Origin of the sequence: Sciscionella marina DSM 45152 (assembly GCF_000379465.1) — a bacterium.
Lineage (GTDB): Bacteria > Actinomycetota > Actinomycetes > Mycobacteriales > Pseudonocardiaceae > Sciscionella > Sciscionella marina.
Genome location: NZ_KB905384.1, coordinates 110,440 through 134,896, shown reverse-complemented (window position 1 = coordinate 134,896; position 24,457 = coordinate 110,440). Strand labels below are relative to the sequence as shown.

Here is a 24,457-nt window from a genome sequence, read left to right as displayed (position 1 = left end):
GGTGTGCGTCAGCGGCTGTTCTGCAATGACTGGAGGACCGGCATTGCCGCGATCTGTTCTGCGCTCAGATCGTCCCAGTCGAGTCGGCTGGGACGGCGCGGAGGCGCACAGGTGATGATTTCGTCGGTCGTGACGATCACGTCGACGCTGAAGTCGTGGCTTGTCTCAGGAATGTCGTACTCGACCACCTGAAGCGGATGCACAGTAGTGACGATCGTGGTCGCGGGCCCGATCAGACCGGCCTGGGCGAGCAGGGCGACTTCGATGTCCGAGTAACCGGCGCCCTTGCCAAGGCGCACACCTCGGCGGTTGACAGCGACGCTGCCGCACACGATCAGGTCGACCGGCCGAAGTTCGTCCAGACCGACGTTGCGCGCAACCGACGGGGCGATTCGACTGGAAGCAGCGTCCTCGGCAGGGACGGCCAGCTGAGCGGGGTCGAGCAGATAGAAGGGTTGCGGCGGCGCAAGCTTCGGTGCGGCCATGTAGACGACCTTGCCCTCGCGCAAGGCGCGGGCACGAGCCGGGAGTTGAGCCTTATCCGGCACCGCCTTGATCACGCTGGCGTCCTCCCACGCCGGCAGGGCCGCGAGTTGATCAGCGGCGCGGTCGGCACCGATGAAGTTCGGGATGCGTCCGTGCGCGCTGCCGTCGCCAGCGACGACACCCTGCTGGTCCAGCAAGTCCCATACCTGGCACCGGATGGTGTCCTTGCGCCCGTCCACCTCGGTCGTGGTCACTGTGTGCGGCTCCTCGTCACGCTGTGGTCATCAGAGAGAACAGCCGATCATAGATGTCCTGGACGACAGGCTCGCCACGCCAACGGCGGAGTTTGCGTACGGCGTCGGAGACGATGTTCAACCCGCCGCCACCCCGGGTGGCTTCTAGGACGTCGATGGCGTCGTGCAAGCTCGCCGCAGCCGCATCGAGGTCCCGCTGGTGCAGGTGAGCGAGGCTGAGGTTGCCCAGCACGATCGCCCGGGACTTGCTCTGTGTGGTCATGGCTTGAGCTGCGGTATCGAGGATGCGTTCGGCACGGCGGTGGTCGCCCAAGAACAGATAGCAGGAGCCGGCCAGTCGGTCGAACTGGGTCTCGGAGAACAGATGCGCGGCACCGTCGGTGGCGCGGACACCGCTGAAGCTGCATTCCGCGGCGGCAAGCGCTGACTCGCACTGCCGTGCGTCGCCGAGCATGGCGTGGGCCTCGGCCGAGTGCAGCTGCGCCAGCCCGGTCAAGACTTTGCTGCCCGAGCGCGCGACCTCGGCAGTCTGTTCGGTCAACCGAAGCCCTTCGATGGGATCGCGCTCCCCGTAGAGCGCGAGATAGCTGGTGCGCAGTAGCGCATGCCCTTCGGCAGTCGGGCTATCGATCTCGCGGGCCGCAGCGGTCGCTTGCTCGAAGTACTGCCGAGCGGTCCGGTGATCCCGACGCTGGGAGGCATCCCACACCAGCTGGCCCATCAACGTTGCAGCCGTGGCCTCGGCCGCGAAGAGGTCGCGCTGCAAGGCGCCGTCTCCACCATTGCGGGCAAGAAAGCCAATTTGGCCGAGAGCCTGACCGGTATCCGCTAACAGGGATGTCGAGGGCATCCGGTCATACCGCTCGTCCAGGCCACGGACTTCCTGCCACAAGCTCTCCACGGTGACCGGGTCAGTGCTGCTCGGGAAGCGGAGGGCACGCCCAACCCGCCTCCTGCTGGAAGGCAAATTCGGTTCGACTTCTGGCGTGAGGAGGTCGATCAGCTCGGTGGGCGAAACGCCGAGCGCGCGGGCGAGCCGCGGCTGCTTGCGCGCGGGCGGGGTGATCTCTCCCGACTCCCACCGATAGATCGTCGACCGATCGGTTCCCAAGCCAACGGCAGCGGCAAGCTCCTCTTGGGTCATCCCCATCGCGCGGCGCTGCCGCGCAAGACGCAGCCGTTTGCCGGACATGCAACCCCCGATCGACCAGTGCAACTCCATGATCCTCGTCGAATTTTCGCAGGTCAAGGACATTCAGGCAGTACGACTGTCCAAGGTTTAGAAAGCGGTCCAGGTCCACGGCCGCGAAACCTCGCCCCGTAGGCACGCGATGCGGTGCTGTGCTTCGCGTGCGGCCTGGGTGCTGTTGGCGGCCTTGCCGAGGACGAACACCACCCAGCGCAGCTCTTGGATATCGGCAAAGACGCGGAATGCTGAGCTGGTCGTGACATCATGCCCGCCGTAGGCCGCGACGAAATCGCGGTAGTCGGTGCTGCTCAGCCGGGCGAAGTCGACATGGTCGACCGCGATGGGGATCAGATCCCAATCGGGATGACCGCAGGAGACGTGTTCGAGGTCGAGCAGAACCGGTGTGCCGTTCTCAGGGACGGCGACGTTGCCTTGCCAGGCGTCTCCGTGTACGACACGGTCGGCCTGGTCGAGCTCCACGCTGCCCAGTTGTTGGCGCAGTTCCTGGAGACGCCGGACCAACCACTCTCGGTCATCCCCGGGCAGGTGCTGGGCTGCGGCGACGCGCTCGTCAACCCCAGCGAAGGGATCGAAGCGAGGTAGCTTCAGTTGCTTAGGCAGGCTGAGCGCGTGCAACGATCGCAAGACGGCGCCGAGCTCAGCCGTTGTGGCCGGGCGGTGCTCTGGTAGCTGTTGCCACCAGGTCACAGGTCGACTGCCCACCAGGGTCGGCTGCGGAACGCCGTCGAGCGCCCTGACCACCGCAAGGTCGGAGTCAGCGAGCCATCGAGCGATCTCGACCTGTCGTGCAGCGTTGTCGCCGGTGTGCTCCGGCCCGATCCGTGCAACGACACGACCGGGCAGCTGGTACATCACGTTGGAGCCATCACGGATCAAGACCACGTTCGTGGCATCGAGGCCAGCCCGTTGCGCCGCGGTGGCGAGTACGTCGTCTGCTGTCTCGCGAGGTGCCATCACCCCGCTGATGGTGTCAGGTCGACGGCCGCCCCAACGTGGCGATGTCGTGCCTCAGCTCGGCGACATCGCTCAGCTGCACGTGAGGAGCAGCACTCCGAGCAAGGCCGCGGAGTTCGGTCGTGAGCCGTTTCGACCGTAGCGCGGCCGTGTCGATCACGGCCTGGCGGCCGATCGGCACAGCTTCCCGTGGATACCCGGTGGCCATCATCAAGGAGGCCAGCCGAACTCGGGAGAACGTCCGCGAACGCGGGTAGTCGGCGGCCTGTAACTCGACCGCAGCGGTGAGCCGACCGGCAGCCAGCTCCGGGTTCCCGCATGCTTGCGCGATGGGGATCAACGCCTTACCGGTGCTGCCCTGGTGTTCGGCGGCGTCGTAGTAGCACAGCCAGGGCGGGTCGGCGTCGGGATCATGGTCGGCAAAGTGAGCGTCCGCGCGATCGACATCCGCTTGGGCTTCGGCATACCGGCCGGTTAGCGCCAACAGCCGAGCTCGGATCGTTGTCAGCATCGCCCGAGCCGTCGCGGTGAGCCGATCGGAACGTACCTCGGCGAACTCGATCAGTTCCAGGGCGTCGTCGAGGTTGCCCAGATACGCGGCCTTGCGCGTCATCTCCGCCAGCGTGTTCGCCCGCAGCGCCCAGGAACCCGACTCGTCGGCACACCAGAGCGCGAACTCGAAGCACCGATCGGCGGCGGAGTAGTTGGCGATGTCGAACGCGGAGAATGCAACGACGCTGGCGAGGTTGCCGACTGCTTCAGTGACGCAGCGGTGAACGTCCCTGGGAGCCTGAACCTCCAGCAGTTGTCCAGCCCAGCGCAGTTGCGCTGCTGCCGCCTCGCACGAGAGTCCGCCCCCGAATAGGTTCTCCGACATCGCTACCGCACGCGTGGTCGCCCGGACATGCTCAACCTCCGTCCAGCCGAGCCGTGTAGGTAGCGGGGTTTCGACGACGGTGCCGGCCAGGAAGTCGCGTGGGCTTCCACCGAGGTCGATACCGCCCGAGTAGTCGTGGGCACGCCTGGAAATCCTGAACTCGGTCAACGTCTGCTGAGGTCGAGAGGCGTCGCGTGGTCCCGTCGTCGCTGGCGCCGAACTGAGGCCAGCCTCGATCATGAGAAGGTTCGCTAGCTCATCAGGGCTCACGCTCAGCGCGCGTGCCAGCTTGGGCTGCACGTCGGGCCGCGGTGCCACCTTCCCGGACTCCCACCGATAGATCGTCGAGCGCTCAACACCGAGCACGGCGCCGAGTTGTTCCTGGGTCATCCCCACTGCGTGGCGCTGACGCGCGAGCCGGTCTCGTTTACCTGGCACGTGACCACCCCTCGCCATCGACTGCATCCATTCAATCTCGCCAGCATATGCGCAGGTCACAGGTCTTCGCGCAGCAACCGTGCAGCATCTGTGCAGCGATTTTGCTCTGGTTCATCGTGCATCCCACCGGTTGACTACCAGCTGAGCACCCACCGAGGCGGACACCGACCGTTCGGCCAAGAGCGGTGCTCGGACCTGAATAAGGGGCTCGCTGCTTACGAGGAGACATTGTGACGCTCCCCCAGCGATTCGTGGGCGAATGCGCGCCACGATCCCGTTGCGTAGACCGTCGGCTCGCACCGCGTGCCATCCCGCATCGCCCGACTAGAGCGAGCGTGCAGCCCTCCGGGTATCGAGCGATCTGGAGGAACCGGTGCTGATGAGACGACTGCTGACGATCCGCCGTTGCTGGCTCGTTCGTAGCGACGACGCACATGTGCACGAACGCATTCCCTGCCGGGATGGGCGTGGACGACGCGCACACATCACCGTCCATGAGCTGCCCAGCGGCGATGTACGGGTCGAGTTTCCAGCGCACGGTCCCGTCGTCGTGCAACCCCTCGACGTTGGGCGTTTGCGTCGGGCACTCCGGTCGGCCGCCACGTCGCGTAAAACAGCCATGAGTGCTCCGCGAGGCCGCTTTAGCGCATAGGTCTTCCCGAGCTTCCGTACCGCCGCCGGCTTTGCAGCCGCAGCGCGTAGGCCGCGGTGGAGGTGAAGCGCGCCCCGACCTTCACCTCCACCGCGCACCACCGATCAAGGAATCCAGAGTATGAGCGCCACCATCAACACCGCTTCCTCGCAGTCACACCAGATCGACACGTTTGCAGCTCCGGGAAAGCCCGGCATTGACCGCCATCCTCGCCATGCGGTCGTGATCGCCTCGGGCGGGCTCGATTCGACCGTGCTGGCCTATTGGCTCCATGCCCGCGGAACCCAGCTGAGCCTCGTGTCCTTCGACTACGGCCAGCGCCATCGAGTCGAACTGCGCTACGCGGCGGCAACTGCGTCGGCCCTGGCTACGCCTCACGAGGTGGTCGACCTCTCCGCGCTGGGGCGCGTGCTCCACGGATCGGCGTTGACCGACTCCGGCGTAGAGGTTCCGGACGGCCACTACACCGACGCGTCGATGCGGGCCACCGTAGTTCCCAACCGCAACGCCATCATGCTCGACATCGCGGTGGCTCTGGCGGTCGTCACGCAGGCCGATGCGGTCGCCTTCGGCGCTCACGCCGGCGATCACCCGATCTACCCAGACTGCCGGGAGCCCTTTGCCACGAGCTTCGCCCACACGGCGAGCATCGCGAACGAAGGTCATCTCCCCAGTGACTTCCAGGTGGTCGCCCCGTTTCTGGCCAATACCAAGACCGACATCGTGCGACTCGGCGCCACCCTCGGCGTTCCCTTCGAGCAGACGTGGTCGTGCTACCGCGGCGGCGCCCAACAGTGCGGCACGTGCGGAACCTGCACGGAGCGACGAGAAGCGTTCCACGAGGCAGACGTGACCGACCCGACGACCTACGCCGTGGGGTGCGCATGATGACGATCGACGCTCAGCCAAACCCTGCGGAAGGACCTGAGTGGGGCCGTCGTTCCCGTCCCGACACGCGTGTGCTGGGATGCGCGTTCGCCTCAGGGGATGGTGGGATCGTGCCCGCCACTCAGGCGAAGCCGACTCTAGCGCATTCGGAGATCGCAACACCAGCGACTGATCCTGCGACTCCCCAATCGCACTCGTTGATGCCGCTGTTGAGCGAGAAGCATCTTCGCCAGGCACTACGCCAGTGTGGGCGGCGGTCGTCCAGCGCCGGGGCCGACGGGATGACCTGGGCTGACCTTCGCAGGCAGGCACGAGGAGCACTTCCGGACCTCGCAGCGCAGCTCGCTGCAGGAACATGGCGCCCTGGCCCGCTTCGCGAACTGGTGATTCCCACCTATACCGGGAAATTCATGCCGACTGTGATCCCCACGGTGGTGGATCGCCTCGTGCACCGAGCGGTGCGGAACGCGGTCGAGCCGATCCTGGAGGCCCGGGCATTCGCCGGCTGGGTCTCCGGTTACCGGCCACGGCGGAACCGCAACACAGCACTGCGCCAAGCCGCAGAGTTCCTCACCTGCGGATACCGATGCGTGGCCGACCTCGACGCCGCCAAGGTCTCCGAGGGAGTCGCTGTCGATGAAGCGGTGGATTGGTTCGCCGAGTACGTCTACGACGGCACGTTCCTCCGTCTTCTCCGCACCGTTCTCGCCGGGTTGCCTAGTCCCGTGGTGCCAGGGTCCGGTCTGGCACCGCTCCTGATCAACCTCCGTCTATCGCAAGTAGATAGACGACTCACAGGGCTTCGGGTCGTGCGATTCGCCGACAACTACTGCACATTCACCGAAACGGTGTCCGCCGCCGATGAAACAGCCTGGTGCATCAGCGATGCCATGGCCGCAGTGCGTCTGGAACCGAACGCGGCCAAGAGCCGTATTCGGCGCGAGGCCAATGCCGAAGATCTCTTCTTGATCGATGGATAGCGCGATGAGTCTCGATTGGATCGAAATCCCGGGCGGCACCTGCTTGTTCGGAGACCAAGCACGCCCCGTCACGGTGCCCACGCTGCTGTGGACACGCACGCCGATCACCCAAGAACAGCTGGGCGACAACCCGCACCAGCAACGCCCAGTCACCGATATCGACCAGGCCACGGCTGCTCACATCGCGTCCCAGCTCGGAGGAAGGCTACCCCGATCGGTGGAGTGGGAGTGGATGGCCTCCGGCGCCAAGCGACGAGTGTGGCCATGGGGCGACGCCCCATGGGGTCCCGAAATGGCCAACCTCCAGGACTCAGGACATGGAGATACAACCGATGTGACCGCCCATCCCGACGGGGCAACACCCGACGGGCTGCTCGACGTGGCAGGGAACGTCTGGGAGTGGACCGCCAGCTCCACCATGGGCGACGGATTCGTGATCCGCGGTGGCTCCTACGCCTCGCCGCCCCTGTACGCGCAGTGCACGTTCCTCAACTCCGCCCCGGCCGAACTCCGTTCGCCCGGCATCGGGTTCAGGGTGGTCCGCGAACCATGACCCCACCCGTTCCCGTCGAACGCGGCTTGATCATCGCGGGCTGCTCACGGCGGAAGAAGCCGACAGAGAAACCCATACCCGCCTTGGATCTCTACGAGGGCGGGTGCATACCCGGACTTCGGGATCGCCTCGGAGACGACACCCGATTTCGCCAGCGGATACGGATCATCTCGGCGCTCTACGGCTTGCTCCACGCCGACTCGCCCGTCCTCAACTACGACCGCCGCCTGACCAACCTGGCCGACGCCGATGCCCTGCGTCAGCACGTAGCTCCGCATCTCAATGATCAGTTGGGTGCCGTGACCCACGTGTTGGCACTGGTCGAACCCCTTTACCTCTTCGCCCTGGAGCCCGTGGTGCACCGCCTCGACGCCATCCGCCTGTACTGGATCGCTGCCCCACGGGATTGGCATCGGGCTGCAGCTGTCCTCGACACCTGGGGGTGGACATGACCTCTTCGCTCAATAACACCTTGCTCCACCGCGGAAACGACCACACGAGTCACACCCGGGAGTTCGAGCGCGCCACAGAAGTCGCATGGCATCACCCCGTTCCTGCCAATTGGGTCGGCGGTCGGCGCCTGTCGGTGGTCCTTCCCGCACGCAACGTTGCCTACTGCCTGCCGAAGGTCCTCGACGCGTTGCAGGCGCAGTCCTACGGTCGGCGCTTCGAGGTGATCGTCGTTGACGACGCCTCCACCGACACAACCGCGAAGGTCATCGCCACGCATCCGGCCGTGACCACAGGGCTACGGCTTCCCACCCGTTGCGGTGCAGCTACCGCCCGCAACCTGGGCACCTACCTTGCCCAAGGCGAAACCGTGCTCTACGTCGATGCCGACATGCTCCTACCGCCCGGGACCGTGGCAGACCTCGGTGCGCGCGCCACCGACCACACCGTTCTCACCGGATTCCGCCACAACCTGCGGTACGGCGTTGCTCCGGACGCCGGCCCCGAGCTTGCCGCGGACCACCGAGTCACCTGGCGACCACCAGTGAACACCCCTTTGCTCTACAGCGGCATCACCCTGCGAGAACCCATCGACGGCCAGCCGCTAGAGCACACCCGCGACTTTCGCGATCTGGGGCACGGCCGGACGTATTACGACTGGGACCTGCCCCGCATGGTCGTCACTGCGCTGCTGGCCGTGCCCCGCACCGCAGTCCTGGACGTCGGCGGCTTCGACCCAGAGTTCGGGCGCATCGGCTGGGGCATGGAGGACACCCATCTTGGGGCCAGCCTCATCGCCGCCGGGCTCCTGGTGATTCCGCTGCGCCAAGCTGTCGGGTTCCATCTCGATCCACCCGACGCCGCCGAGCAATGGCAGCACAAGCTCAGCACCTGGCACGCCACCCTGGCCCGCTATCGCGCCCTGCTTGCGGAGCCAGCTCGCTCCGGCCAGAGCACCACATTCACCGCCTCGATGAACTCCCTGTTGCACACCTGCGAGGTTTTGCGATGACAACGCTTCAGCACAGTACGGCCACCGCTACGATGCATCGAGTCTTCGCCACCGGTGCGTGCGGCCACACCCGCTATGTCCATGACCCGTTGACGGGGCTGACACACCGCACCGAGGACTTGATCGCCCTCGGGCGCGCCCACCTGCCCAGCGATTCGGTGGCGAGCTTGCCCACCATCCACCCCGGCGAGCTGGATCGCGACGTTCCAGTCAACGTGTGCTGGTCCCCGCTGGTGCGCTGCAACCTCGCCTGCCCTCACTGCCTGGATGACAAGACGGTCCGCGAACTCGCCCGAGCCGATCGTCTGCGGATCGCAGCCGTGCTCGGCGAGTCTGGCGTCTTGGCTGTGGACCTCTCCGGAGGCGAGCCGCTGCTGCTGCGTGACCTCGGTGACCTCGCGGCGACGCTGACCAGCGCCGGGTGCGTGGTGAGCGTGACCACCAACGGTTGGCATCTGCAGCGGCGTGCTGAAGCACTGGCCGGGCAGGTCGACGCCGTCCGGGTCAGCCTGGACGGTTCCGAGGCAGATTCCCATGACCGCTGGCGCGGAGCGGGCAGTTTTCACCGTGCTGTCGCCGGCGTCCGAGCCGCTGTTGCCCATGGCATCCCCACGCAGCTGCAGATCGTCCTGATGGCCTCCACTCGCGGCAGTGCGCAACGCATGGTCGATCTCGCTGCGGACCTGGGGGCACAAGGGGTGACCTTCCTGCAGATGCTTGCGATCGGCGAGGGCACCACGCTGGCAGGAGCCGAACAACTCACCGATGAGGAAGCCGCCGCCACCGTCGCCGACCTCGACATCCCCGACGCCGTCACTGTCCGGCTGCGGACCCGCGACGACGCAGGGGGCTTCACCGTCGTCCGAGCCGACGGGCGCGTGTGGCGCAACGACCCGACTGCCGACCGCATCACCACCCTGCGCGCCTTGACCAACCCCTCCGACTTGGCGCTGACCGGGAGGGATGGTTCGGCATGAGCATGAGCACCACCTCGACCGCTCCAGATCGCGTTTTCGAGCGCCACCGCCTGTGGCAGCTGCACAACTCCGTGATGCTGCAGGCGTGCGACCTGCTGGCCACCGCAGCTGGTCAACTCACCACCAGCGCCGGCTTGGACAAGGTCAGCGCGGTGATCGGTATTGCGCACGGCGGGACCACTCCTGCCCACCGCATCGCCGCGCGCCTGGACGTGCAAACGCACATCGTCCGCGCCAGCCACAACGCCACCGACGCGCCGTGCAGCCCGGCAACCGGAACCGTGACCTGTGACCTCGACTCCTGGCAGCTCGATCGGCTCACAGGAACCGTGCTGGTGGTCGACGACATCTGCGGCACCGGCGCCACCTTCACCGCCGTCCTCGATGCCCTCCGGCCCTGGGCCGAGCCCCACACCCGTTTCCTCACCTGCGCCCTGTGCCGTAACCGCGGCGCACCCACTCCGCCCGACCTCTACTGCTGGGACGTCGCCGACTGGGTCGTATTCCCGTGGGAGGACGTTCCCGCAGGTCACTCGACCACGCCGCTCCCATTTCCGAAACGGGTGATCACGCGTGGCTGAGGCACACGACCCACCTCCGTTGACCGTGGCGTTCCTGCTCGCGTCCTACACGCCCAACGCACCGGCAGGCATGGAACGTGCCACCGCGGCCTTGGCGCAGGGTCTGCGCCGGCTCGGCCACCGCGCGATGATCCTCACCGCCGCCGAGCAGCCGGAACTCGACCCCGACGTCATCCAGCTCAACACTCTCGCCGCCTCGTTCCCTTGCGACGACGACACGCTGCGCCGAGCGATTCACGAGGCAGGCGACCGGCTGCACCGAGAGATCACCGCCACGTTCGATGCGCACGGCGTCGACATCGCGGTGTACGTGGACGCCCTATGGGGCTTGGGGCGGGTGGCTGTCCAGCATCGAGCGCGTTCGGTCCTTGCCACACACGTCATCGGGCACGACGAGGACCTGGCCGTCGCGTTAGCCAGCGTCGAGCACGTGATCGCCCCATCGAGCACGGTGCTCGACCAAGCCCGGGAGCGGGGCTATGACACCGATGGCTGGTGGGTGATCCCCAACGGCCTGCTGCACGAGCATCCATGCCCGGACGAGGCTGCTCGGGAGACGCTGCGCAGGCGAGGCCCGATCCGAGTACTGGGCCGTCTCGGGCCAGAGAAGAACATCGCAGCTCTGGTCAACGAGGCCCGGTCGCTCGGACGTCCGGCCGAGGTTGTGGTCGCCGATGCCGGGTTCGAGACCGCATCCGGCGCCCAAGGTGACGAGTGGTCCCGGTGCAAGCACGCCGCAGCGCACAGCCCCTGGGTGCACCTGCGATCAGGCGGTATCAGCTGGGCGCAGGTGCCCGCCTGGCTTGCCGAGGCGGCCGTGGTGATCGTGCCCTCCGGGCGAGAGTCCTTCGGGCTCGTCGCGCTAGAGGCCATGTCGGTGGGCACCCCCGTGGTCTGCTTCGACATCGACCACCTGCCCTCCCTGGTCGGTACAGGCCCCGAAGCGGGCGGCGTGGTCGTCCCGCGGGCAGGTGGTGAACACGCGCTGTGGAAGGCTGCCGAGGACCTGCTGGGGGATCCGGTACGCTACCGGCACCTGTCCAGGGCTGCGTACTACCGGACGAGGGACTTCCAGCCCACCACAGTCGCCGAGTTGTTTGTAAAGGCGGTGCGGTGATGTCTGCTCAAGTCCCCTTGTTGATGGTCGACGGCCACAACCTGCTCTGGAGAGCAGCCTTCGGGTTTCCCGCGGAGATCCGCTCGCGGGACAAAACCCGTGACCTCACCGCCCCCTTCGGCTTCTTCGCCCTGCTACGGGTCGCGATCCGCGACGAGCTACCGGCGGCCCCCGAGGTGATCGTGGTCTTCGATGGTGAGCACGGATCGGTCGAACGCCAGGACTCCGATGCCGACTACAAGGCAAACAGGGAGCTCGACGACGGTGCGCGCAAGGCCCTGGAAGCGATCCCAGATGTCCAGTGCGGGCTCGACCTCTACGGCATCCCGTGGATCGAGATCGAGACCGCCGAAGCCGACGACGTCATCGCCACCCTCATCACACGCACGCGTGACCGACCCGCATGGATCTTTTCCACCGATCGCGACTACTACCAGCTGCTCGATGAGCAGGCCCGAGTGCTCAACACGGCGATGCACCCCGGCAAGAGGCACATCGGCCCTGACGAGGTGGCCGCCCGCTACGGCGTAGGTCCAGCGCAATGGCCATCGTTCTGCGCGCTGAAAGGCGATCCCGCCGACAACATTCCCGGCGTCCGCGGCATCGGCGCGGCCACCGCTGCCCGGCTTCTCGACGGAGGGCTGAGCCTGGATGACCTGCCGGCCTCCGGTCGGCTCACCGGTGCAAAGGGGAAGCTCGTCGAGCAGCAGTGGCGGCAGGTCTTGGCCTGGCGTGACCTCATCCGCATGCGCACCGACCTGCCGTTGCCGCTGGAGCCCACCGGTGACGCCAGCGCCGAGTTGCCCAAGCCAGCCGAAGTGATCGAGAAGCTGGAGCTGTGGTGATCGACTCAAACCCCGCAACCAGCCCGGCGTCCGTGCTCACGGTCATGGCCCACCCTGACGACGCCGAGCTGTGGGCCGGCGGAACGCTCGCTCATCTCGCTCAGGCAGGCGCTGCCGTGACCATCGCGGTGCCTGAACACGCCGATGCCACGCGCAACGCGGAAGCTGCTGCAGCCGCACACGTGCTGGGGGCCGCGTACCAGCCGTACCCGACCGTCAATGCGAACACGCTGCACGACTTGCTCGACGTGACTCGTCCCGAGATCGTCATCACGCATCCGCTAGAGGACGTACATCCCGATCACCGGCACCTGGCGGCCACGCTGACCGCGGCGCTGCCCGAGATCGTGATCGCGACCGGCTTCCCACGCAGGGTCTACACCGGCGATACCTACAACGGGCTCACCGTTGACGGTCCGGTCGCCGCGCACCGCATCATCGACGTCACCGACACCTGGGACATCAAGATGCAGGCGCTCGCCGCGCATGCCTCACAGCCCATCGCCGAGCATTTCGGCCCCATGGCCGAAACCCTGGGCCGTCTGTGGGGCAGCCGCATCGGCACCCGGTATGGCGAGAACTTCGCTCCGCTGCCCGTTCTCGGCCGCATCCCAGCAGCCACCACGCTCTGACTCACCACAGCCACTCCTGGGGACATCACCATGGATATCACCGGGCAGACGCGCGTCCTCGACGAAGCCGTCTACCAATACAGCACTCTGACCACCACCGACCAGCTCGAACGCATCACGAGGGTGGTCTCGTCCGGAGCGCTCAGCGCCATCGCCGGAGACCAGGTCCGGGAGTTCGAGCAGCACGTCGCCGGGCACCTCGGCCGCCACGGCGCGGTTGCCACCGCTTCTGCCACGGCAGCCCTCGAACTCCTCCTGGAGTGCCTTCCCCAGCGCGAAAACGGCGAACGGGTCGTCATCCCCGAGGTCTGCTGGATCTCGGTCCCCACCGCCGTCCTCCGCAGCGGCCGAACACCGATCATCGCGCCCGCAACCGACGACCTCACCCCGCACTGGGAACAGATCGAACCCCTACTTGATGAACGCACCACCGCGGTGATCCTTGCGCACCTCCGAGGCCGTCCGGCCCCGGACACCCAGCGCATCACCGATGAACTCACCCAGCGCGGCATCACGCTGATCGAGGACTGCGCCCAAGCCTGGGGCGCCACCCTCAATAGGGAGCCAGTAGGGCGTCACGGTCTGGCAGCGGTGTTCTCGACCGAAACGCACAAACTCGTCGCCACCGGGGAAGGCGGGGTCATCGCCACCGACGACAGCCACCTGTTGCACGCAATGCGGGCCGTCGGCGGCAACACCCGCCTCGCGCTCCCCGACGAGGCCCAAGGCCGAGGCAACGTCCGAATGAGCGAGATCACCGCAGCCAGCGCTCTACCCCAGCTCAACTACCTCGATGACCTGCGGCAAGTCCTGCGCCCACTCCAGGATGCGCTGATCGACCGGCTCCAGGACGTGCCGATAACACGCAGCATCATCCCCACCTCGGTCGAGCAGTCGCCAGACCTCGGCGCCGACGCATCGAACGGATCGCTCGTCGGCGTCTGGCTCCCCACGCCTCGCCACTCCCACCACGTCGCCGACCAGCTGTTCCGGTCGGGCATTCGCCACTGGTGGCCAGGGCGAGGTGACCCGCACCTGGCCCAGAACTGGCCGAGCACGCCGACCACGTCCATCGGTCACATCGTCGACCCGGCCTGCTACCTCGACATCCAAATCCCCGTGCTCGACAAATCCCACCATCCGGCGTTCCTCGATCTGATCACCTCCGCCCTGCGTCTGACCGAAGACGAATGCGAGACCGCATGACCAGCCGCCATCAGCCGCCCCTGCGCTGCGCGATCATCGGATGCGGCCAGGTCGCACAGGAATACCTCTCCACGCTCCAGCACACCGCCGACCTCACGATCACCGCGTGCGCGGACATCGATCGCCGCGCCGCAGAAACGTTCGCTGAGCGCCACGGCGTCCCCAAAGCCGGCGACCCCAACGACATCCTCGCTACAAACACCATCGACGTCGCCGTCATCCTCACCCCGCCGGCAACCCACGTCGACCTCGCCTGCCGCGCGCTCGACGCCGGCGCCCACGTCTATGTCGAAAAGCCGCTCGGCCTCACCGCCGCCGACTCCGAGCTCCTGCTTCGCACCGCATCCGATAAAGGACTGCTCGTGGGCGCCGCGCCCGACACGGTGCTCGCCCCACCCGCGCGCGCAGCACGCCACGCGCTGGCCACCGACGTCATCGGCACTCCCCTTGCTGCCGATGCAGCACTACTGGCACCGGGACCCGAAAGGTGGCACCCGGCACCACAACCGTTCTATGCCTCCGGCGCCGGCCCGCTTGGAGACATGGGCCCGTACTACCTGGCCATGCTGACCTACCTGCTCGGTCCCATCGACTACGTCGAAGCCACCACGACCTCGACCCGCAGCGAACGCACCATCCGGACCGGCTCCCACGCCGGCAACACCTTCCGAGCCGATGCCCCGACCCACGTAGTCACGCTCCTGCGCACCCGCAGCCAAGCCCTCATCACGCTGACCACGAGCTTCGACATCGCGGCCACCGCGCGCCCGCATGTGGAGGTCTACGGCACCGAAGGCTCGCTCGTGCTGCCAGACCCGAACTTCCACGACGGCCCCGTGCGCTACCGCCGCCGCGGCGAGGAGAACTGGCAGGAACTCCCGCAGGATGAGGCGGCCGGCTCCACCGGCCGCGGACTCGGCGTGCTAGATCTCGTCGACTCCATCCGCAACGACGCCTCGGACTGCCGCAGCGGCTACCGCGCCCACCATGTAGTCGAGATCATCGAAGCCATCGAGTTCGCGCGCACGAGCGGACATCCCGCCGAGCTCCGACTGCTGCGAGAGGAGCGGGGTGCGAGCCTACGCTGACATCTCCACTGCGTGGCAGCGCTTGGCCACCTACCTCGGCGCGGGCTTTCGCGCCGAACTTACGGACTTCACCACGTTGCGGGCGTTCCTCGACGCCGAGTGGGCGCGCCTCGGGGATGCCTTCTACAAACAGAGTGTGGGCTACCTATACGACTTGACCCACTTCCACTACATGGGAGTCAAAGACCCGTTCTTCGCCTTCCTGCTGGAGTTCGCACGCGACCACGACATCACCGATGTCGCGGACGTCGGCTGCGGGATCGCACTGGACACCCAAGCCCTGCTGCACGCCGGTCTCGACGTGCACGGTTACGACCTCAACAACCCAAGCTTGGATTACGCACGCTGGCGACTGAACCGCGATCTCGACGCAGCGCACCGTATCCACGCTCTTCACCAGCTTCCCGGCCGGCATCATCGACTCGCCTACGCCGTCGACGTCCTTGGACACGCTGAGGACCCACCTGACCTGATCGAGCTGCTGTTCACCACGGCGGACTACGTCTGCCTCAACCTCGCACCCCACGACCCGGACCATCGATACGGCCCTGCCGATCTCCACCCAGTCTTGGATCACGAGCGCGTCCTTGCCGACCTCAGCAAGCATGGCGACCTCGTCCGCCTGGGCGCGCAACCACCCAACGTCCTCACCGTGTGGCGCTCGGACGTACGGCGTTAACAACAGGACGGCCTGCCGATGCCGACCAGGTCGATCCTCAGTGCGGCTCACCCGCGAACGAGAAGCGTTCCAGAACACGCCATCGATACTGGTGGTCGGCGCGGTACAGCTCGACCAGCCGTAGCTCGGTGATGACGATCTCGGCCGATGGTACCGACCGGGCCTCGCGAGCTGCCGCGATGAACGGGTCGGGGGGCTGCACCCGGTTGCTGTAGGCAATGCCCACGTGCGGGCGGTACAGGCTCAGCGGGTCGACCTCGTCGTAGCCGGAGGCCGCGGACACCACGTGGTACAGGGACAGCAGCGGCGACCACGGGGCGACGCTGAAGCGAAGAGCACCGGGTGAGCCGGCCAGAGGCAGCAGTCGGACGTGGAAGGGCCTGGTTGTCCGGCAGTGCTCGCTGACGGTGGCGACCGCCGTGTGGAGAGTACCCACCTGGACTTCATCGACGTACCCGAAGCGCCGCACGGTCAGGTGCAGGCTCTCCGGAGGAATGCGATCCAGGCCGTTTTCCGGAAGGACCGCCTGGCACCGTTGGCTCAGCTCGACGGCGTGAGGCTCGTGGTCCAGGGCGACCATCCAGTGATACGAGCGCCGATGGGGCCGATCCCAGTGGCACAGCATCTGATCGATCTGCTCGAACGCGTCTTGGTCGTTGCGGGCGACGCTGGCGGGATCATCGGGGTCGGTTGGCGGCCTGGTCGGGAAAGTCGAGCTGTACGAGGTGCCCATGCGGTACACACCTACCTGTCTACGAGGAGCAGCCCTCAACCGGTTCGGCCAGAGATGGCCTGGACCTCGGGACGATCGCGCCAGGTGCGGAGTTGGTCGGTGAACTCGATGACCTCCGGTTCGTTGGCCCAGCGCTGGGTGAGTCCGTGCAAGGTGGTGGCCCGCTGCCAGACCGATCGGATCGGTTGGTCAACGCACACACGCAGCGCTTCCCGTCCCAGCGCAAGAGCCTGCTCCAGGTCCGCGTCCTGCTGCCGGAGCACGGCCGTGGCGATGTCGAGCCGGACCAACGCCCGGCTCCAGTCGGAATCCGCGTGTTCGACGGCGGGATCGATGTCGCCGGTGTAGTGCAGCACGCGTGGGGTATCGCCCAGCGGGACGTAGGCGGTCGCTGCGTTCGCAGCCACCCGGGCGTAGCCGTACGGCTCAAAGGAGATGCACGGCGTGAGCTCGGGGTCGATGTCGTATCGATCGAGCAGCGCCAGGGCCTGTCCGATTGCCGCATCGGCACCGGCGCGATCGCCGAGCTGGCCGAGCGCCCGAGCCTCACCGTTGGCCAGGAGACGAATGCTCTGGCTGCTGTTGGGCGCCAACGCATGGCCCCGCGCCGCGTTGGCATGGGCGCGGACGAAGTCAGCCTGATAATACGCGCCCAGTGATCTGGTGCCGCATACCCAGACCTGCAGGTCGATGTCCTCGATCTCGGTGGCGAGGTGCAGCGCTTCCGCGCAGTACGCGCTGGCGAGCCGAAACCGGCCGGTGTTGACGGCCATGTAGCCCAGCAGTCCGGCAAGCTGTGCTGCCACACGGTGTAGTCGGTAGCGGGTCCGCAGGAGCTGACGGCCGGACAGCAGTTGGTGGACCTGCCGACGCAAACGCGCTGTGGATGGTCCCAGTTCGGAAGGACCGCGTTGCTCGTACTCGGCAACGATGCGATGCACCTGGCCTTCCAGAAGCCGCAACTGGCCCTCACCAATGTTCGACTCCTGCAGCTCCTGTAGCTGCAGCCACACCTCGTCCGGAGCATCCCAGGACGATGCGGCTCGGCGCTCCGACGTCTGGCCGGGAGCGGAAACCCGTTCAACGGTGGCCTCACGAAGCAGCTTATCGAGCTCGCCGGGCGTCAGCCCGAGCACCGCCCGGATGCGCGAGCACTGTTCAGGCAAGGGGACGACGGCGCCGCTCTCCCAGCGCCACACAGTGCTGCGCTCGACCCCGACCACTTCCGCGAAGCGCTCCTGTGTATAGCCCAGACCGGCGCGGCGCGCAGCTAAACCACGTCGCTGATGCGCCATGCCCACCCCCGATTGCCTTCGCCATGGACGTCTCGCGACATCACAACCTACTGGCCGCGCCCCCATTCGATCAGGTGATTGTAGTGCTCACGGCTATGGCACCGGCGCAGGTCAGGCATGCGCGTGCAGCCGAGGTGCAGCATTCGTGCAGCAAATGTGCTCTGGTCTTCCACCATCGCGAGCGAGTTGACTGCCATTCGGTTGCGGCGAGGCGCCCCGACCCGCCCCCCTCCCTCAACGCCTCGCCGCAACCAGCCGCACTTGCAGTCAACCCTGAACCGGTACCGCCACGTCATGAACTCCAACCACCAGCCCGCAGCGTTCCCAGCGGAGGTCGACGAGCTGTTGACCTCCGTCGCCCGTGACGGCTTCACGTTGCGTTACTGCAACGGACCGCACCAGCCCACGCTGATTGTCGGCACTTACGACTGGGGGCCGTTCGTCGACCTCGTCGTGCTCCGTGGCCTCGACGATGTGATCAGCGCCCGCGTGCCGAGCGCGGACGTCACGGACATCTTCATGCCCGAGGTCATCGTGTGGCTCTACGCAGCCGATGCTCAACGGGCACTGCAAGCCCTGCTCGACCTACCGCATCCGGACCATCCACAAGCTCCCACAACGTCGGCGCCCGCGCCCTCCGCGCTGCATGTCCCGGCCGCACGCGAGTGCCCGGTAACCGTCCGCCCGCCGTCAGCGCTGGCTGCCCGCGCGCGACATGTGCGCCTCGGCGCAGCCCTGATCGCTGACACCGCCGAAGTCCCGAGTGAAATGGGGTGAGCCGTGAGCTACCGGATCGGAAAAAGCTTCACGTTCGATGCAGCGCACTGCCTGCCGAGTCTGCCCGTCAACCACAAGTGCTCCCGTCTCCACGGGCACACCTATACCGTCGAGGTCGTGCTCTCGGCGGCGAGCTTGGCTCCACCTGGGTTCGTCACCGATTTCGGTGAGTTACGGCCGCTCCGCCAATACCTCGACGCCACGATGGATCACCAACACTTGAACAAGGTTCTCGACATCGAACCCACCAGCGAAAACCTCGCTCGCCACATCGCGGAGTGGTTTCGAGAGAACGTTGAGCCGACAATCCCTGCACATCTGGAGACGGTACGGGTCCACGAGAGCCCGACCAGCTGGGCCGAGTATCAGGTGCCGCAGCCATGAGCACGCTGACCGATCCCGTCGCACGCCCTTTGCTTGTGTCGGAATGCTTCGGCCCCACGCTGCAAGGGGAAGGCCCCTCGACAGGTAGGCGGGCGCTGTTCATCCGGCTCTCGCGCTGCAACTTGTCCTGCCCAGGTTGCGACACTCCGTACACCTGGGACTGGTCTCGTTTCGACCCGAGCCGGGAGACCCAGAGGGCGCCCGCCGACGAGCTCTTCCGGTGGGCCACTGCTCAGTCCGTCGATCTTGTCGTAATCAGCGGTGGAGAGCCCCTGCTTCAGCAGGAAGCACTACGGCCTCTCGTTCGGCACCTTGCCGACGCTGGACGCCGTGTCGAGATCGAGACCAACGGAACCATCGTTCCGAGTGCGGGCATCATCGACGCCGCAAGCCAATTCAATGTGTCACCCAAGACCGCGTCTTTTGCTGGAAGCGCGGTAAGCAGGAGCACTCGGATCAACCCGGAAGCGCTCCGCACATTTGCGTCGTCAGGGAAGTCGATTTTCAAGTTCGTGGTGTCCAACGAGCGCGACCTCGACGAGGTTTCTCAGTGCGCATACGAATTCGATCTTTCCCCGGTTTGGATCATGCCAGAAGGAACGACGCGAGAATTAGTTCTTAGCCGGATGCCATGGCTTGCCGATGAAGCGGTCCGCAGGAACTGGAATCTCTCAACTCGGTTGCACATCATTTTATGGGGCGACGAACGTGGACGCTGACGAGCGAGTGTCACCGAACAAGCGACGGCTGTTCGGGTTCGCCCCTCAGCCGACCCGAAGGCGGTCGGACTTCGGTCAACAATGATCGCGATTATTCTACCTCACCCGAAAATGTTGTACCTGCTCAGCAACTCAACTGTGTGTGATCCAAGTGGGACCATGGCAGTCAAGAACGTAGCGACCACTATGGCTGGCCCGTGCGGATGAGTGCCACCCGATTTTCGTCTTCTGTCCCAGATCAATCCTATGAAGTGCACACCCAGACTGACAAGAAAGATCAGGAATAGGCCATAAAACGGACTCGGCCATCCAGACCAGCCAAGCACGGCCCCCGCCACCACGGCGAGCTTCACGTCACCCCCGCCCAACTGGCCGGGGGCCAAGATATAGAGCAGAACGTAGAAGACCAGAAAACCCGCAGCTCCAAGCAATGACGTGAGGGCAGATTCCCACTGCTGTCGCCAGAGTGCATCAACGAGCACCGCGCCGGAAGTTGAAACGCCGCTGACTGCCACGAGCCGGTTCGGCATACGGCCAGTCCACAGGTCATGGACGGCCAGCGGCACCGCGGTGATAAAGAAGGTTGCCGGGACCAGGAAGGGAAACACGGAATCGGCCCAAATCCCGGCGACGAGCAGAGCACCGACCGTAAGAACGATCTGCATGACGAGTTGCCGTGCGGGAACGCCTCGCTCGCGTCGACCAACCGTCAACGGGAGCGAACCCGCGGCGAGCAACGCAGCGAGTAGCCCGACGAACGGGATCATGACCCCAGGCTGGCATAGGCGACCGACTCAACATCACGCCAGCAAGAGCGCGGAAGGGCTACTTTCTGGCACCCACCGCCGGCCTTCTTAGCCTCGTACATTGCCTCGTCAGCAATGCTCAGTGCTTGACTCAGCTCAGTGCTGCCGTCTGGACCACTCGTACAGGCCACACCGAGCGAAACCCTGACGGGGATCGCATGACCATTCCCGGGGTGACGAACAGACGCCTCCACAGTCGCGAGAACTTGCTCCCATGCGGTCCCGGGGACTGCCACGATCACGATCTCGTCCCCACCTGCACGGCCGATCAGCGCGTCGGCGCCGAGCGCGTCACGCATCCTTGATGACACCAGCCACAGTATGTAGTCACCGACAAGGTGTCCGTAAGAGTCATTGATCTGCTTGAACTCGTCGATGTCCAGCAGAGCAAGATCGACCGGGGTGCGCAGGCGCTCAGCTGCAGCAGGCTCCCATGCACGACGAGTCGGGAGGCCCGTCGTCGGATCGGTCAGCGCGGCAGCAACATCGGCTTGCCGCCGCATGTCTGCGGCTTCAAGCTCCTGCCTGTGCCGCTCGCGCTCCCATGCCAAGGCCCGTTCTGCCAGAAAGCGATCCGCGGCCCACGCTGCCAGAGTCACTACGGTGACGGTGGTCGAAACGACTTCCTTCACGCCGCCCTCCCAAGATCAGCAAAGGGGAAACCAGCGGGCCGCCGTTGCGACGCAGCCTCGTTGATGGTGTGTAGCGAGCCAAGCCACTCGCCATCATCCCAGGTCATCGCGTATGTAGTCCGGTTTGACATGGTTGCCTCCGAAGCATGGTGACCACCGGAATAGCTCACTATATCGAGCTGCTAAGCAGCATAAGCACAGCATAGTGAGTTATACAAGCGGCAGCCCGCATCCTCGCAGTCAAGCCGAGCTTTGAGGCCGGACCACAGCACGCCCACGACTCAGAACCAGCTCCGGGGAGCGAAGTGCCTGCAGGTCGACCAGGGGATCTCCGTCGACGGCGACGAGGTCTGCCGCGAGACCGGCCCGTAGCGATCCAGTACGATCCGAGAGGCCAAGCGTCCGGGCGCTCCCTGTCGTCGCCAGCTCCAGAACCGTTGAGGGCGGCACGCCGATGTGTTCGTACAGCTCCAAGGTGCTGACCGGATCTCCGTGCTGAGAGATCGGCACGCCAGCATCGCTGCCGAACAAGATCGGGACCCCCTGTGCCATAAGCCATTTCAAACGGCTGGCGATGGCTTGCGAGCGCTCAGGGCCGAGCATGTCCCACATCTGCCGCCAACCGGAGGGCAAGGCAGGAGAAGCCGCGATGCCGGCGCTTGCCATCGCCTTAGCGATCGAATCCCGCACGTCAGGCTTGCCGTCCACCCCAACGAAGGTGCAGTGCTCGATCGTGTCTACGCCCGCATTAACGGCCGCAGCGATGGTTTCTGTCGCGTATGCGTGGATTGCCACAGGCAGGTTTCGCCGGTGCGCCTCTTCGACAATCAGGCGAAGTTCTTCCGCCTCGAACTGCGCGTCGGCCATCCCTGGGCCGTCGGGGGTCATTTGACCCCCGTTGCCCATCACCTTGATCACATCCGCGCCGAGCTCAGCGTTGTACCCGATGCGCGTGCGAATCTCCTCAGCCCCAGATACCTCACCTCCGAGGAAATGGCAGTGCCCTCCTGGTGGCGTCAACGGTGCGCAGGCCGCGAGGATGCGCGGCCCAACAAGCTCGCCTCGCTCGATCGAATCACGCAATCGAGTGATGAGCCCGCGTCGATCCCCCAGGTCACGCACCGTCGTTACTCCAGCCGCTGCATGTTGCCTTGCGCGGTCGGCCATGGACTGAAGAAGATCAGAATCATCAATGCGAACCAGCGTGTCCACAATGTCCTTATCGGCACCAAATGCCAGGTGGACGTGCGAGTTGATCAATCCAGGCAGGATCGTGCCATCAGGAAACTCCAATAGCTGGACGTTACGGGGGGCCTGTGACTCGACGTCGCGAACGGTGCCGACCGCCACGATCACTTCTCCGTCGACGAGCACCGCGCCAGGGGAGAGCTTCTCTCCACTCGGTCCGATGAGTACTTGCTGAGCGGTCAAGAGCTGCACGGGGAGGCACACTACGCCCGCTCGCAGCGCGTAGTCGAAACCTCTTGCCGAGCACCAGTCCGTCGCTACACTGGCGCCGGGAGGAGCTATGGTTGCACCATTTGGGGGATTGCGGGAGTGGGGACTGCGCCGCCGGTGCCGTTCGTTGCTGCGCGACTTGGACGTGCCGGCGCCGCTCAACGTGCACGACCTGTGTCGGCGACTTGGCGAGTCCCGCGGACGTCCCATCGAACTGTACGAGTACCCGATCGAAGTACCCGGGCCCTTTGGTCTCTGGTTCAACCTGCGAGATCGCGACGCCATCTTCTACCAGCAGGAGAGCGTCCCATGGCACCAGGACCATATCGTCCTGCATGAACTGGGGCACCTGCTCTGCGAGCACCCAAGCGACACCGGGATCGTCGATTCAGCAACTGACGCCATTCGCAGAAACCCGCCCGCCGGCCTGAAGTGGGACACCACAGAGGACGAAGGGGGCGACAACGGCGACGTAGGTCGACGTCGGCGCACCTGCTACGACGATCGGTACGAGCGCGAGGCAGAGCTCTGCGCCACGATCATTCAGGAATGGAGTTCAGTTCTCACTGCTGACCCCACTCCCATCAGCGACCCTGGTGAGCAACGCATCAGCGAGAGCCTTACCCATCACCAGGGGTGGCGATAGTGCTCCTCGCGTTCACCGTTCTCCTGTGGGCCGCGACGGCGGTCAAGGCCGTCCAGCTTCTCCGTGCTCCGGACGATCGCCTGCTGCGCACAGTGGCAGGCGGACTCGCAGCAGCGGCGATCGCGTTCACGGTAGGTCGGCGCCCCGTTGAGGCGTGGCTCGATGGACTCGTACTGGGGCTGCCGAGCCTAATCCGAAATCTCGGCATGATTGCGGCCTTCTACTCTCTCCTGGCCTTTTTCACATACAGTGCGGCAAAGTCGGCATACGTCTCAAAGGAGATGCGCGTACACCGCACCGTCGTCGGGGGCCTTGCTGCCCTCGCGACCATCGTCTGGGCCGTCTCTCCCGCAGAGATCCGCGCCGATCCGCGCACGGCAGCCAGCGCCGGCCTTCTTCCAGGAACAGCCTTCCAGCTGCTGGCGGTTCTAGCGCTGATCTACGCCATCGCAGGAGGGCTTCGTCGCGTTCTTCGGTACGTCAACTCCAGCCACAGGCGGCATCTCCGGGTCGGCCTCCGCATTCTCGCTGCCGGGCTCGCCGCAGCCTTTCTGGCGAACATGCTCTCAGCATGCGTCACTCTGCTCTCGCTTGCCTTGCCACGCGATCACCCGGTGGTGGCGGCTGCCCGAGCGACCTACCTGATAGTGATCATGGTCGCGATTCCCGGATTGGCTATCGGCTTGGCCTACCCGATCGTTGCAGGTATGGCACGTGCCGCACCGACCTGGTGGAAACATTGGCGCGAGTACCACGCCCTGCGCCCGCTATGGCGACAAATGCGTCGAGCCTTTCCCACGATCATGCTCCGGCGAACGTTCGGCGCGGTCCGCCCATGGAGCATTCACGCCCGCCGCTATCGGCGTGCGTGCGAGATCCGCGACGCCCTCGTGATGCTCTCGCCCTACTACCCCGTCCATCGGCCAGGTAAGAACGCCTCATTGACGACGGTGACCGACTTCGCGGAGCAGGTTCGCGAGGCGCTACGGGCCCGGACTGAGGCCCGCGAAGACGGCAGCGAACCCATTGGTGGCCCGGTTCAAGCGCCGGTACCGCAAGGCGGCCTCAGCGGAAGAATGGACGACGACATCCGGTGGCTTGTGGAGCTGTCCCGCGCCCTGTAGGGAA

The 24,457-nt window shown here is 65.8% G+C and carries 27 protein-coding genes; 18 read left to right on the top strand and 9 right to left on the bottom strand.

Features of this window, described 5'->3' with window-relative positions; genetic code table 11:
- Window positions 1–8: 8 nt before the first annotated feature.
- Genes A37U_RS0112665 through A37U_RS0112650 form a run of 4 tightly spaced genes read right to left on the bottom strand, consistent with a single transcriptional unit; the run spans window position 9 to window position 4,237 of the window.
- Window positions 9–740, bottom strand: coding sequence for a 5-formyltetrahydrofolate cyclo-ligase (locus tag A37U_RS0112665; protein ID WP_020497014.1), 732 nt, complete (start codon window positions 738–740; stop codon window positions 9–11).
- Between the two features lie 16 nt (window positions 741–756).
- Entirely contained in the window at window positions 757–1,962 is a 1,206-nt protein-coding gene (locus tag A37U_RS0112660) for a helix-turn-helix domain-containing protein (RefSeq protein WP_020497013.1), read from the bottom strand.
- A 57-nt stretch (window positions 1,963–2,019) separates the two neighbouring features.
- Window positions 2,020–2,904: a phosphotransferase family protein gene (locus A37U_RS0112655; protein ID WP_063712783.1), complete on the bottom strand. Its 885-nt coding sequence runs from the start codon at window positions 2,902–2,904 to the stop codon at window positions 2,020–2,022.
- A 16-nt stretch (window positions 2,905–2,920) separates the two neighbouring features.
- Window positions 2,921–4,237 carry a helix-turn-helix domain-containing protein gene (locus A37U_RS0112650; RefSeq protein ID WP_083933438.1) on the bottom strand — a complete coding sequence of 439 codons (1,317 nt, stop codon included), beginning with the start codon at window positions 4,235–4,237 and terminating at the stop codon, window positions 2,921–2,923.
- A gap of 754 nt (window positions 4,238–4,991) precedes the next feature.
- Here A37U_RS0112650 and queC point away from each other — a divergent pair.
- From queC to A37U_RS0112585, 13 genes are all read left to right on the top strand, one after another.
- Window positions 4,992–5,759, top strand: a complete 768-nt coding sequence (gene queC, locus A37U_RS0112645) for a 7-cyano-7-deazaguanine synthase QueC (RefSeq protein ID WP_020497010.1) — start codon at window positions 4,992–4,994, stop codon at window positions 5,757–5,759.
- A gap of 410 nt (window positions 5,760–6,169) precedes the next feature.
- A complete protein-coding gene (locus A37U_RS0112640; RefSeq protein ID WP_240437570.1) occupies window positions 6,170–6,739 on the top strand; it encodes a reverse transcriptase domain-containing protein in 570 nt (189 codons plus the stop codon).
- A gap of 4 nt (window positions 6,740–6,743) precedes the next feature.
- The gene (locus A37U_RS0112635) at window positions 6,744–7,292 is read left to right on the top strand and encodes a formylglycine-generating enzyme family protein (protein WP_026197155.1); all 549 of its coding nucleotides are present in this window, start codon (window positions 6,744–6,746) and stop codon (window positions 7,290–7,292) included.
- Entirely contained in the window at window positions 7,289–7,744 is a 456-nt protein-coding gene (locus A37U_RS0112630; RefSeq protein WP_026197154.1) for a hypothetical protein, read from the top strand. The genes A37U_RS0112635 and A37U_RS0112630 overlap by 4 nt, the downstream gene beginning before the upstream one ends.
- Window positions 7,741–8,754 carry a glycosyltransferase family 2 protein gene (locus A37U_RS0112625; protein ID WP_020497006.1) on the top strand — a complete coding sequence of 338 codons (1,014 nt, stop codon included), beginning with the start codon at window positions 7,741–7,743 and terminating at the stop codon, window positions 8,752–8,754. The genes A37U_RS0112630 and A37U_RS0112625 overlap by 4 nt, the downstream gene beginning before the upstream one ends.
- Window positions 8,751–9,731: a radical SAM protein gene (locus tag A37U_RS0112620; protein WP_157182787.1), complete on the top strand. Its 981-nt coding sequence runs from the start codon at window positions 8,751–8,753 to the stop codon at window positions 9,729–9,731. Before A37U_RS0112625 ends, A37U_RS0112620 begins: the two co-directional genes overlap by 4 nt.
- A complete protein-coding gene (locus A37U_RS43405) occupies window positions 9,728–10,312 on the top strand; it encodes a phosphoribosyltransferase (protein WP_020497004.1) in 585 nt (194 codons plus the stop codon). Before A37U_RS0112620 ends, A37U_RS43405 begins: the two co-directional genes overlap by 4 nt.
- The gene (locus A37U_RS0112610; RefSeq protein WP_020497003.1) at window positions 10,305–11,429 is read left to right on the top strand and encodes a glycosyltransferase family 4 protein; all 1,125 of its coding nucleotides are present in this window, start codon (window positions 10,305–10,307) and stop codon (window positions 11,427–11,429) included. Before A37U_RS43405 ends, A37U_RS0112610 begins: the two co-directional genes overlap by 8 nt.
- Window positions 11,429–12,274 carry a 5'-3' exonuclease gene (locus tag A37U_RS0112605; RefSeq protein ID WP_240437569.1) on the top strand — a complete coding sequence of 282 codons (846 nt, stop codon included), beginning with the start codon at window positions 11,429–11,431 and terminating at the stop codon, window positions 12,272–12,274. The genes A37U_RS0112610 and A37U_RS0112605 overlap by 1 nt, the downstream gene beginning before the upstream one ends.
- The gene (locus A37U_RS0112600; RefSeq protein WP_240437568.1) at window positions 12,271–12,906 is read left to right on the top strand and encodes a PIG-L deacetylase family protein; all 636 of its coding nucleotides are present in this window, start codon (window positions 12,271–12,273) and stop codon (window positions 12,904–12,906) included. The genes A37U_RS0112605 and A37U_RS0112600 overlap by 4 nt, the downstream gene beginning before the upstream one ends.
- A gap of 30 nt (window positions 12,907–12,936) precedes the next feature.
- Window positions 12,937–14,112: an aminotransferase class I/II-fold pyridoxal phosphate-dependent enzyme gene (locus A37U_RS0112595; RefSeq protein ID WP_020497000.1), complete on the top strand. Its 1,176-nt coding sequence runs from the start codon at window positions 12,937–12,939 to the stop codon at window positions 14,110–14,112.
- Window positions 14,109–15,200 (top strand): Gfo/Idh/MocA family protein, encoded by a 1,092-nt coding sequence (locus A37U_RS43400; protein WP_020496999.1) that lies wholly within the window; start codon window positions 14,109–14,111, stop codon window positions 15,198–15,200. The genes A37U_RS0112595 and A37U_RS43400 overlap by 4 nt, the downstream gene beginning before the upstream one ends.
- A 22-nt stretch (window positions 15,201–15,222) precedes the next feature.
- Window positions 15,223–15,879, top strand: a complete 657-nt coding sequence (locus tag A37U_RS0112585; RefSeq protein WP_205622917.1) for a class I SAM-dependent methyltransferase — start codon at window positions 15,223–15,225, stop codon at window positions 15,877–15,879.
- A gap of 37 nt (window positions 15,880–15,916) precedes the next feature.
- Here A37U_RS0112585 and A37U_RS0112580 read toward each other — a convergent pair whose 3' ends face one another.
- Together A37U_RS0112580 and A37U_RS43395 are read right to left on the bottom strand one after the other, a co-directional pair.
- Entirely contained in the window at window positions 15,917–16,612 is a 696-nt protein-coding gene (locus tag A37U_RS0112580; RefSeq protein ID WP_020496997.1) for a 2'-5' RNA ligase family protein, read from the bottom strand.
- 35 nt (window positions 16,613–16,647) lie between these two features.
- Window positions 16,648–17,907: a helix-turn-helix transcriptional regulator gene (locus A37U_RS43395; protein ID WP_169526855.1), complete on the bottom strand. Its 1,260-nt coding sequence runs from the start codon at window positions 17,905–17,907 to the stop codon at window positions 16,648–16,650.
- A gap of 294 nt (window positions 17,908–18,201) precedes the next feature.
- Between A37U_RS43395 and A37U_RS43390 the strand changes: the two genes are divergently transcribed.
- From A37U_RS43390 to A37U_RS49610, 3 genes are read left to right on the top strand one after another with little or no spacing between them, the layout of a single operon-like run.
- Window positions 18,202–18,684, top strand: a complete 483-nt coding sequence (locus A37U_RS43390) for a hypothetical protein (RefSeq protein WP_020496995.1) — start codon at window positions 18,202–18,204, stop codon at window positions 18,682–18,684.
- A gap of 3 nt (window positions 18,685–18,687) precedes the next feature.
- On the top strand, window positions 18,688–19,068 hold the full coding sequence (gene queD / locus A37U_RS0112560) for a 6-carboxytetrahydropterin synthase QueD (RefSeq protein ID WP_020496994.1): 381 nt from the start codon (window positions 18,688–18,690) through the stop codon (window positions 19,066–19,068).
- Window positions 19,065–19,787, top strand: coding sequence for a 7-carboxy-7-deazaguanine synthase QueE (locus A37U_RS49610; RefSeq protein WP_026197149.1), 723 nt, complete (start codon window positions 19,065–19,067; stop codon window positions 19,785–19,787). The genes queD and A37U_RS49610 overlap by 4 nt, the downstream gene beginning before the upstream one ends.
- A 101-nt stretch (window positions 19,788–19,888) precedes the next feature.
- On the opposite strand, the gene A37U_RS0112550 is transcribed toward A37U_RS49610, so the two are convergent.
- The 3 genes from A37U_RS0112550 to A37U_RS0112540 all read right to left on the bottom strand — a co-directional run bounded on the left by A37U_RS0112550 (window position 19,889) and on the right by A37U_RS0112540 (window position 22,665).
- Window positions 19,889–20,554 (bottom strand): prepilin peptidase, encoded by a 666-nt coding sequence (locus tag A37U_RS0112550; RefSeq protein WP_020496993.1) that lies wholly within the window; start codon window positions 20,552–20,554, stop codon window positions 19,889–19,891.
- Window positions 20,551–21,225, bottom strand: coding sequence for a GGDEF domain-containing protein (locus A37U_RS43385; RefSeq protein ID WP_157182786.1), 675 nt, complete (start codon window positions 21,223–21,225; stop codon window positions 20,551–20,553). The genes A37U_RS0112550 and A37U_RS43385 overlap by 4 nt, the downstream gene beginning before the upstream one ends.
- A gap of 240 nt (window positions 21,226–21,465) precedes the next feature.
- Window positions 21,466–22,665 carry an amidohydrolase family protein gene (locus A37U_RS0112540; RefSeq protein WP_157182785.1) on the bottom strand — a complete coding sequence of 400 codons (1,200 nt, stop codon included), beginning with the start codon at window positions 22,663–22,665 and terminating at the stop codon, window positions 21,466–21,468.
- 145 nt (window positions 22,666–22,810) lie between these two features.
- Between A37U_RS0112540 and A37U_RS0112535 the strand changes: the two genes are divergently transcribed.
- Window positions 22,811–23,329, top strand: coding sequence for a hypothetical protein (locus A37U_RS0112535; RefSeq protein ID WP_020496990.1), 519 nt, complete (start codon window positions 22,811–22,813; stop codon window positions 23,327–23,329).
- The gene (locus tag A37U_RS0112530) at window positions 23,329–24,453 is read left to right on the top strand and encodes an MAB_1171c family putative transporter (RefSeq protein ID WP_020496989.1); all 1,125 of its coding nucleotides are present in this window, start codon (window positions 23,329–23,331) and stop codon (window positions 24,451–24,453) included. The genes A37U_RS0112535 and A37U_RS0112530 overlap by 1 nt, the downstream gene beginning before the upstream one ends.
- Window positions 24,454–24,457: the final 4 nt, after the last annotated feature.

Coding starts and splice junctions, on each gene's coding strand:
- A37U_RS0112660 (WP_020497013.1), bottom strand. CDS start 1,962: ATGGAGTTGCACTGGTCGATCGGGGGTTGCATGTCCGGCAAACGGCTG.
- A37U_RS0112655 (WP_063712783.1), bottom strand. CDS start 2,904: ATGGCACCTCGCGAGACAGCAGACGACGTACTCGCCACCGCGGCGCAA.
- A37U_RS0112650 (WP_083933438.1), bottom strand. CDS start 4,237: ATGGCGAGGGGTGGTCACGTGCCAGGTAAACGAGACCGGCTCGCGCGT.
- queC (WP_020497010.1), top strand. CDS start 4,992: ATGAGCGCCACCATCAACACCGCTTCCTCGCAGTCACACCAGATCGAC.
- A37U_RS0112640 (WP_240437570.1), top strand. CDS start 6,170: ATGCCGACTGTGATCCCCACGGTGGTGGATCGCCTCGTGCACCGAGCG.
- A37U_RS0112635 (WP_026197155.1), top strand. CDS start 6,744: ATGAGTCTCGATTGGATCGAAATCCCGGGCGGCACCTGCTTGTTCGGA.
- A37U_RS0112630 (WP_026197154.1), top strand. CDS start 7,289: ATGACCCCACCCGTTCCCGTCGAACGCGGCTTGATCATCGCGGGCTGC.
- A37U_RS0112625 (WP_020497006.1), top strand. CDS start 7,741: ATGACCTCTTCGCTCAATAACACCTTGCTCCACCGCGGAAACGACCAC.
- A37U_RS0112620 (WP_157182787.1), top strand. CDS start 8,751: ATGACAACGCTTCAGCACAGTACGGCCACCGCTACGATGCATCGAGTC.
- A37U_RS43405 (WP_020497004.1), top strand. CDS start 9,728: ATGAGCATGAGCACCACCTCGACCGCTCCAGATCGCGTTTTCGAGCGC.
- A37U_RS0112605 (WP_240437569.1), top strand. CDS start 11,429: ATGTCTGCTCAAGTCCCCTTGTTGATGGTCGACGGCCACAACCTGCTC.
- A37U_RS0112595 (WP_020497000.1), top strand. CDS start 12,937: ATGGATATCACCGGGCAGACGCGCGTCCTCGACGAAGCCGTCTACCAA.
- A37U_RS43400 (WP_020496999.1), top strand. CDS start 14,109: ATGACCAGCCGCCATCAGCCGCCCCTGCGCTGCGCGATCATCGGATGC.
- A37U_RS0112580 (WP_020496997.1), bottom strand. CDS start 16,612: ATGGGCACCTCGTACAGCTCGACTTTCCCGACCAGGCCGCCAACCGAC.
- A37U_RS43395 (WP_169526855.1), bottom strand. CDS start 17,907: ATGGCGCATCAGCGACGTGGTTTAGCTGCGCGCCGCGCCGGTCTGGGC.
- A37U_RS43390 (WP_020496995.1), top strand. CDS start 18,202: ATGAACTCCAACCACCAGCCCGCAGCGTTCCCAGCGGAGGTCGACGAG.
- A37U_RS49610 (WP_026197149.1), top strand. CDS start 19,065: ATGAGCACGCTGACCGATCCCGTCGCACGCCCTTTGCTTGTGTCGGAA.
- A37U_RS0112550 (WP_020496993.1), bottom strand. CDS start 20,554: ATGATCCCGTTCGTCGGGCTACTCGCTGCGTTGCTCGCCGCGGGTTCG.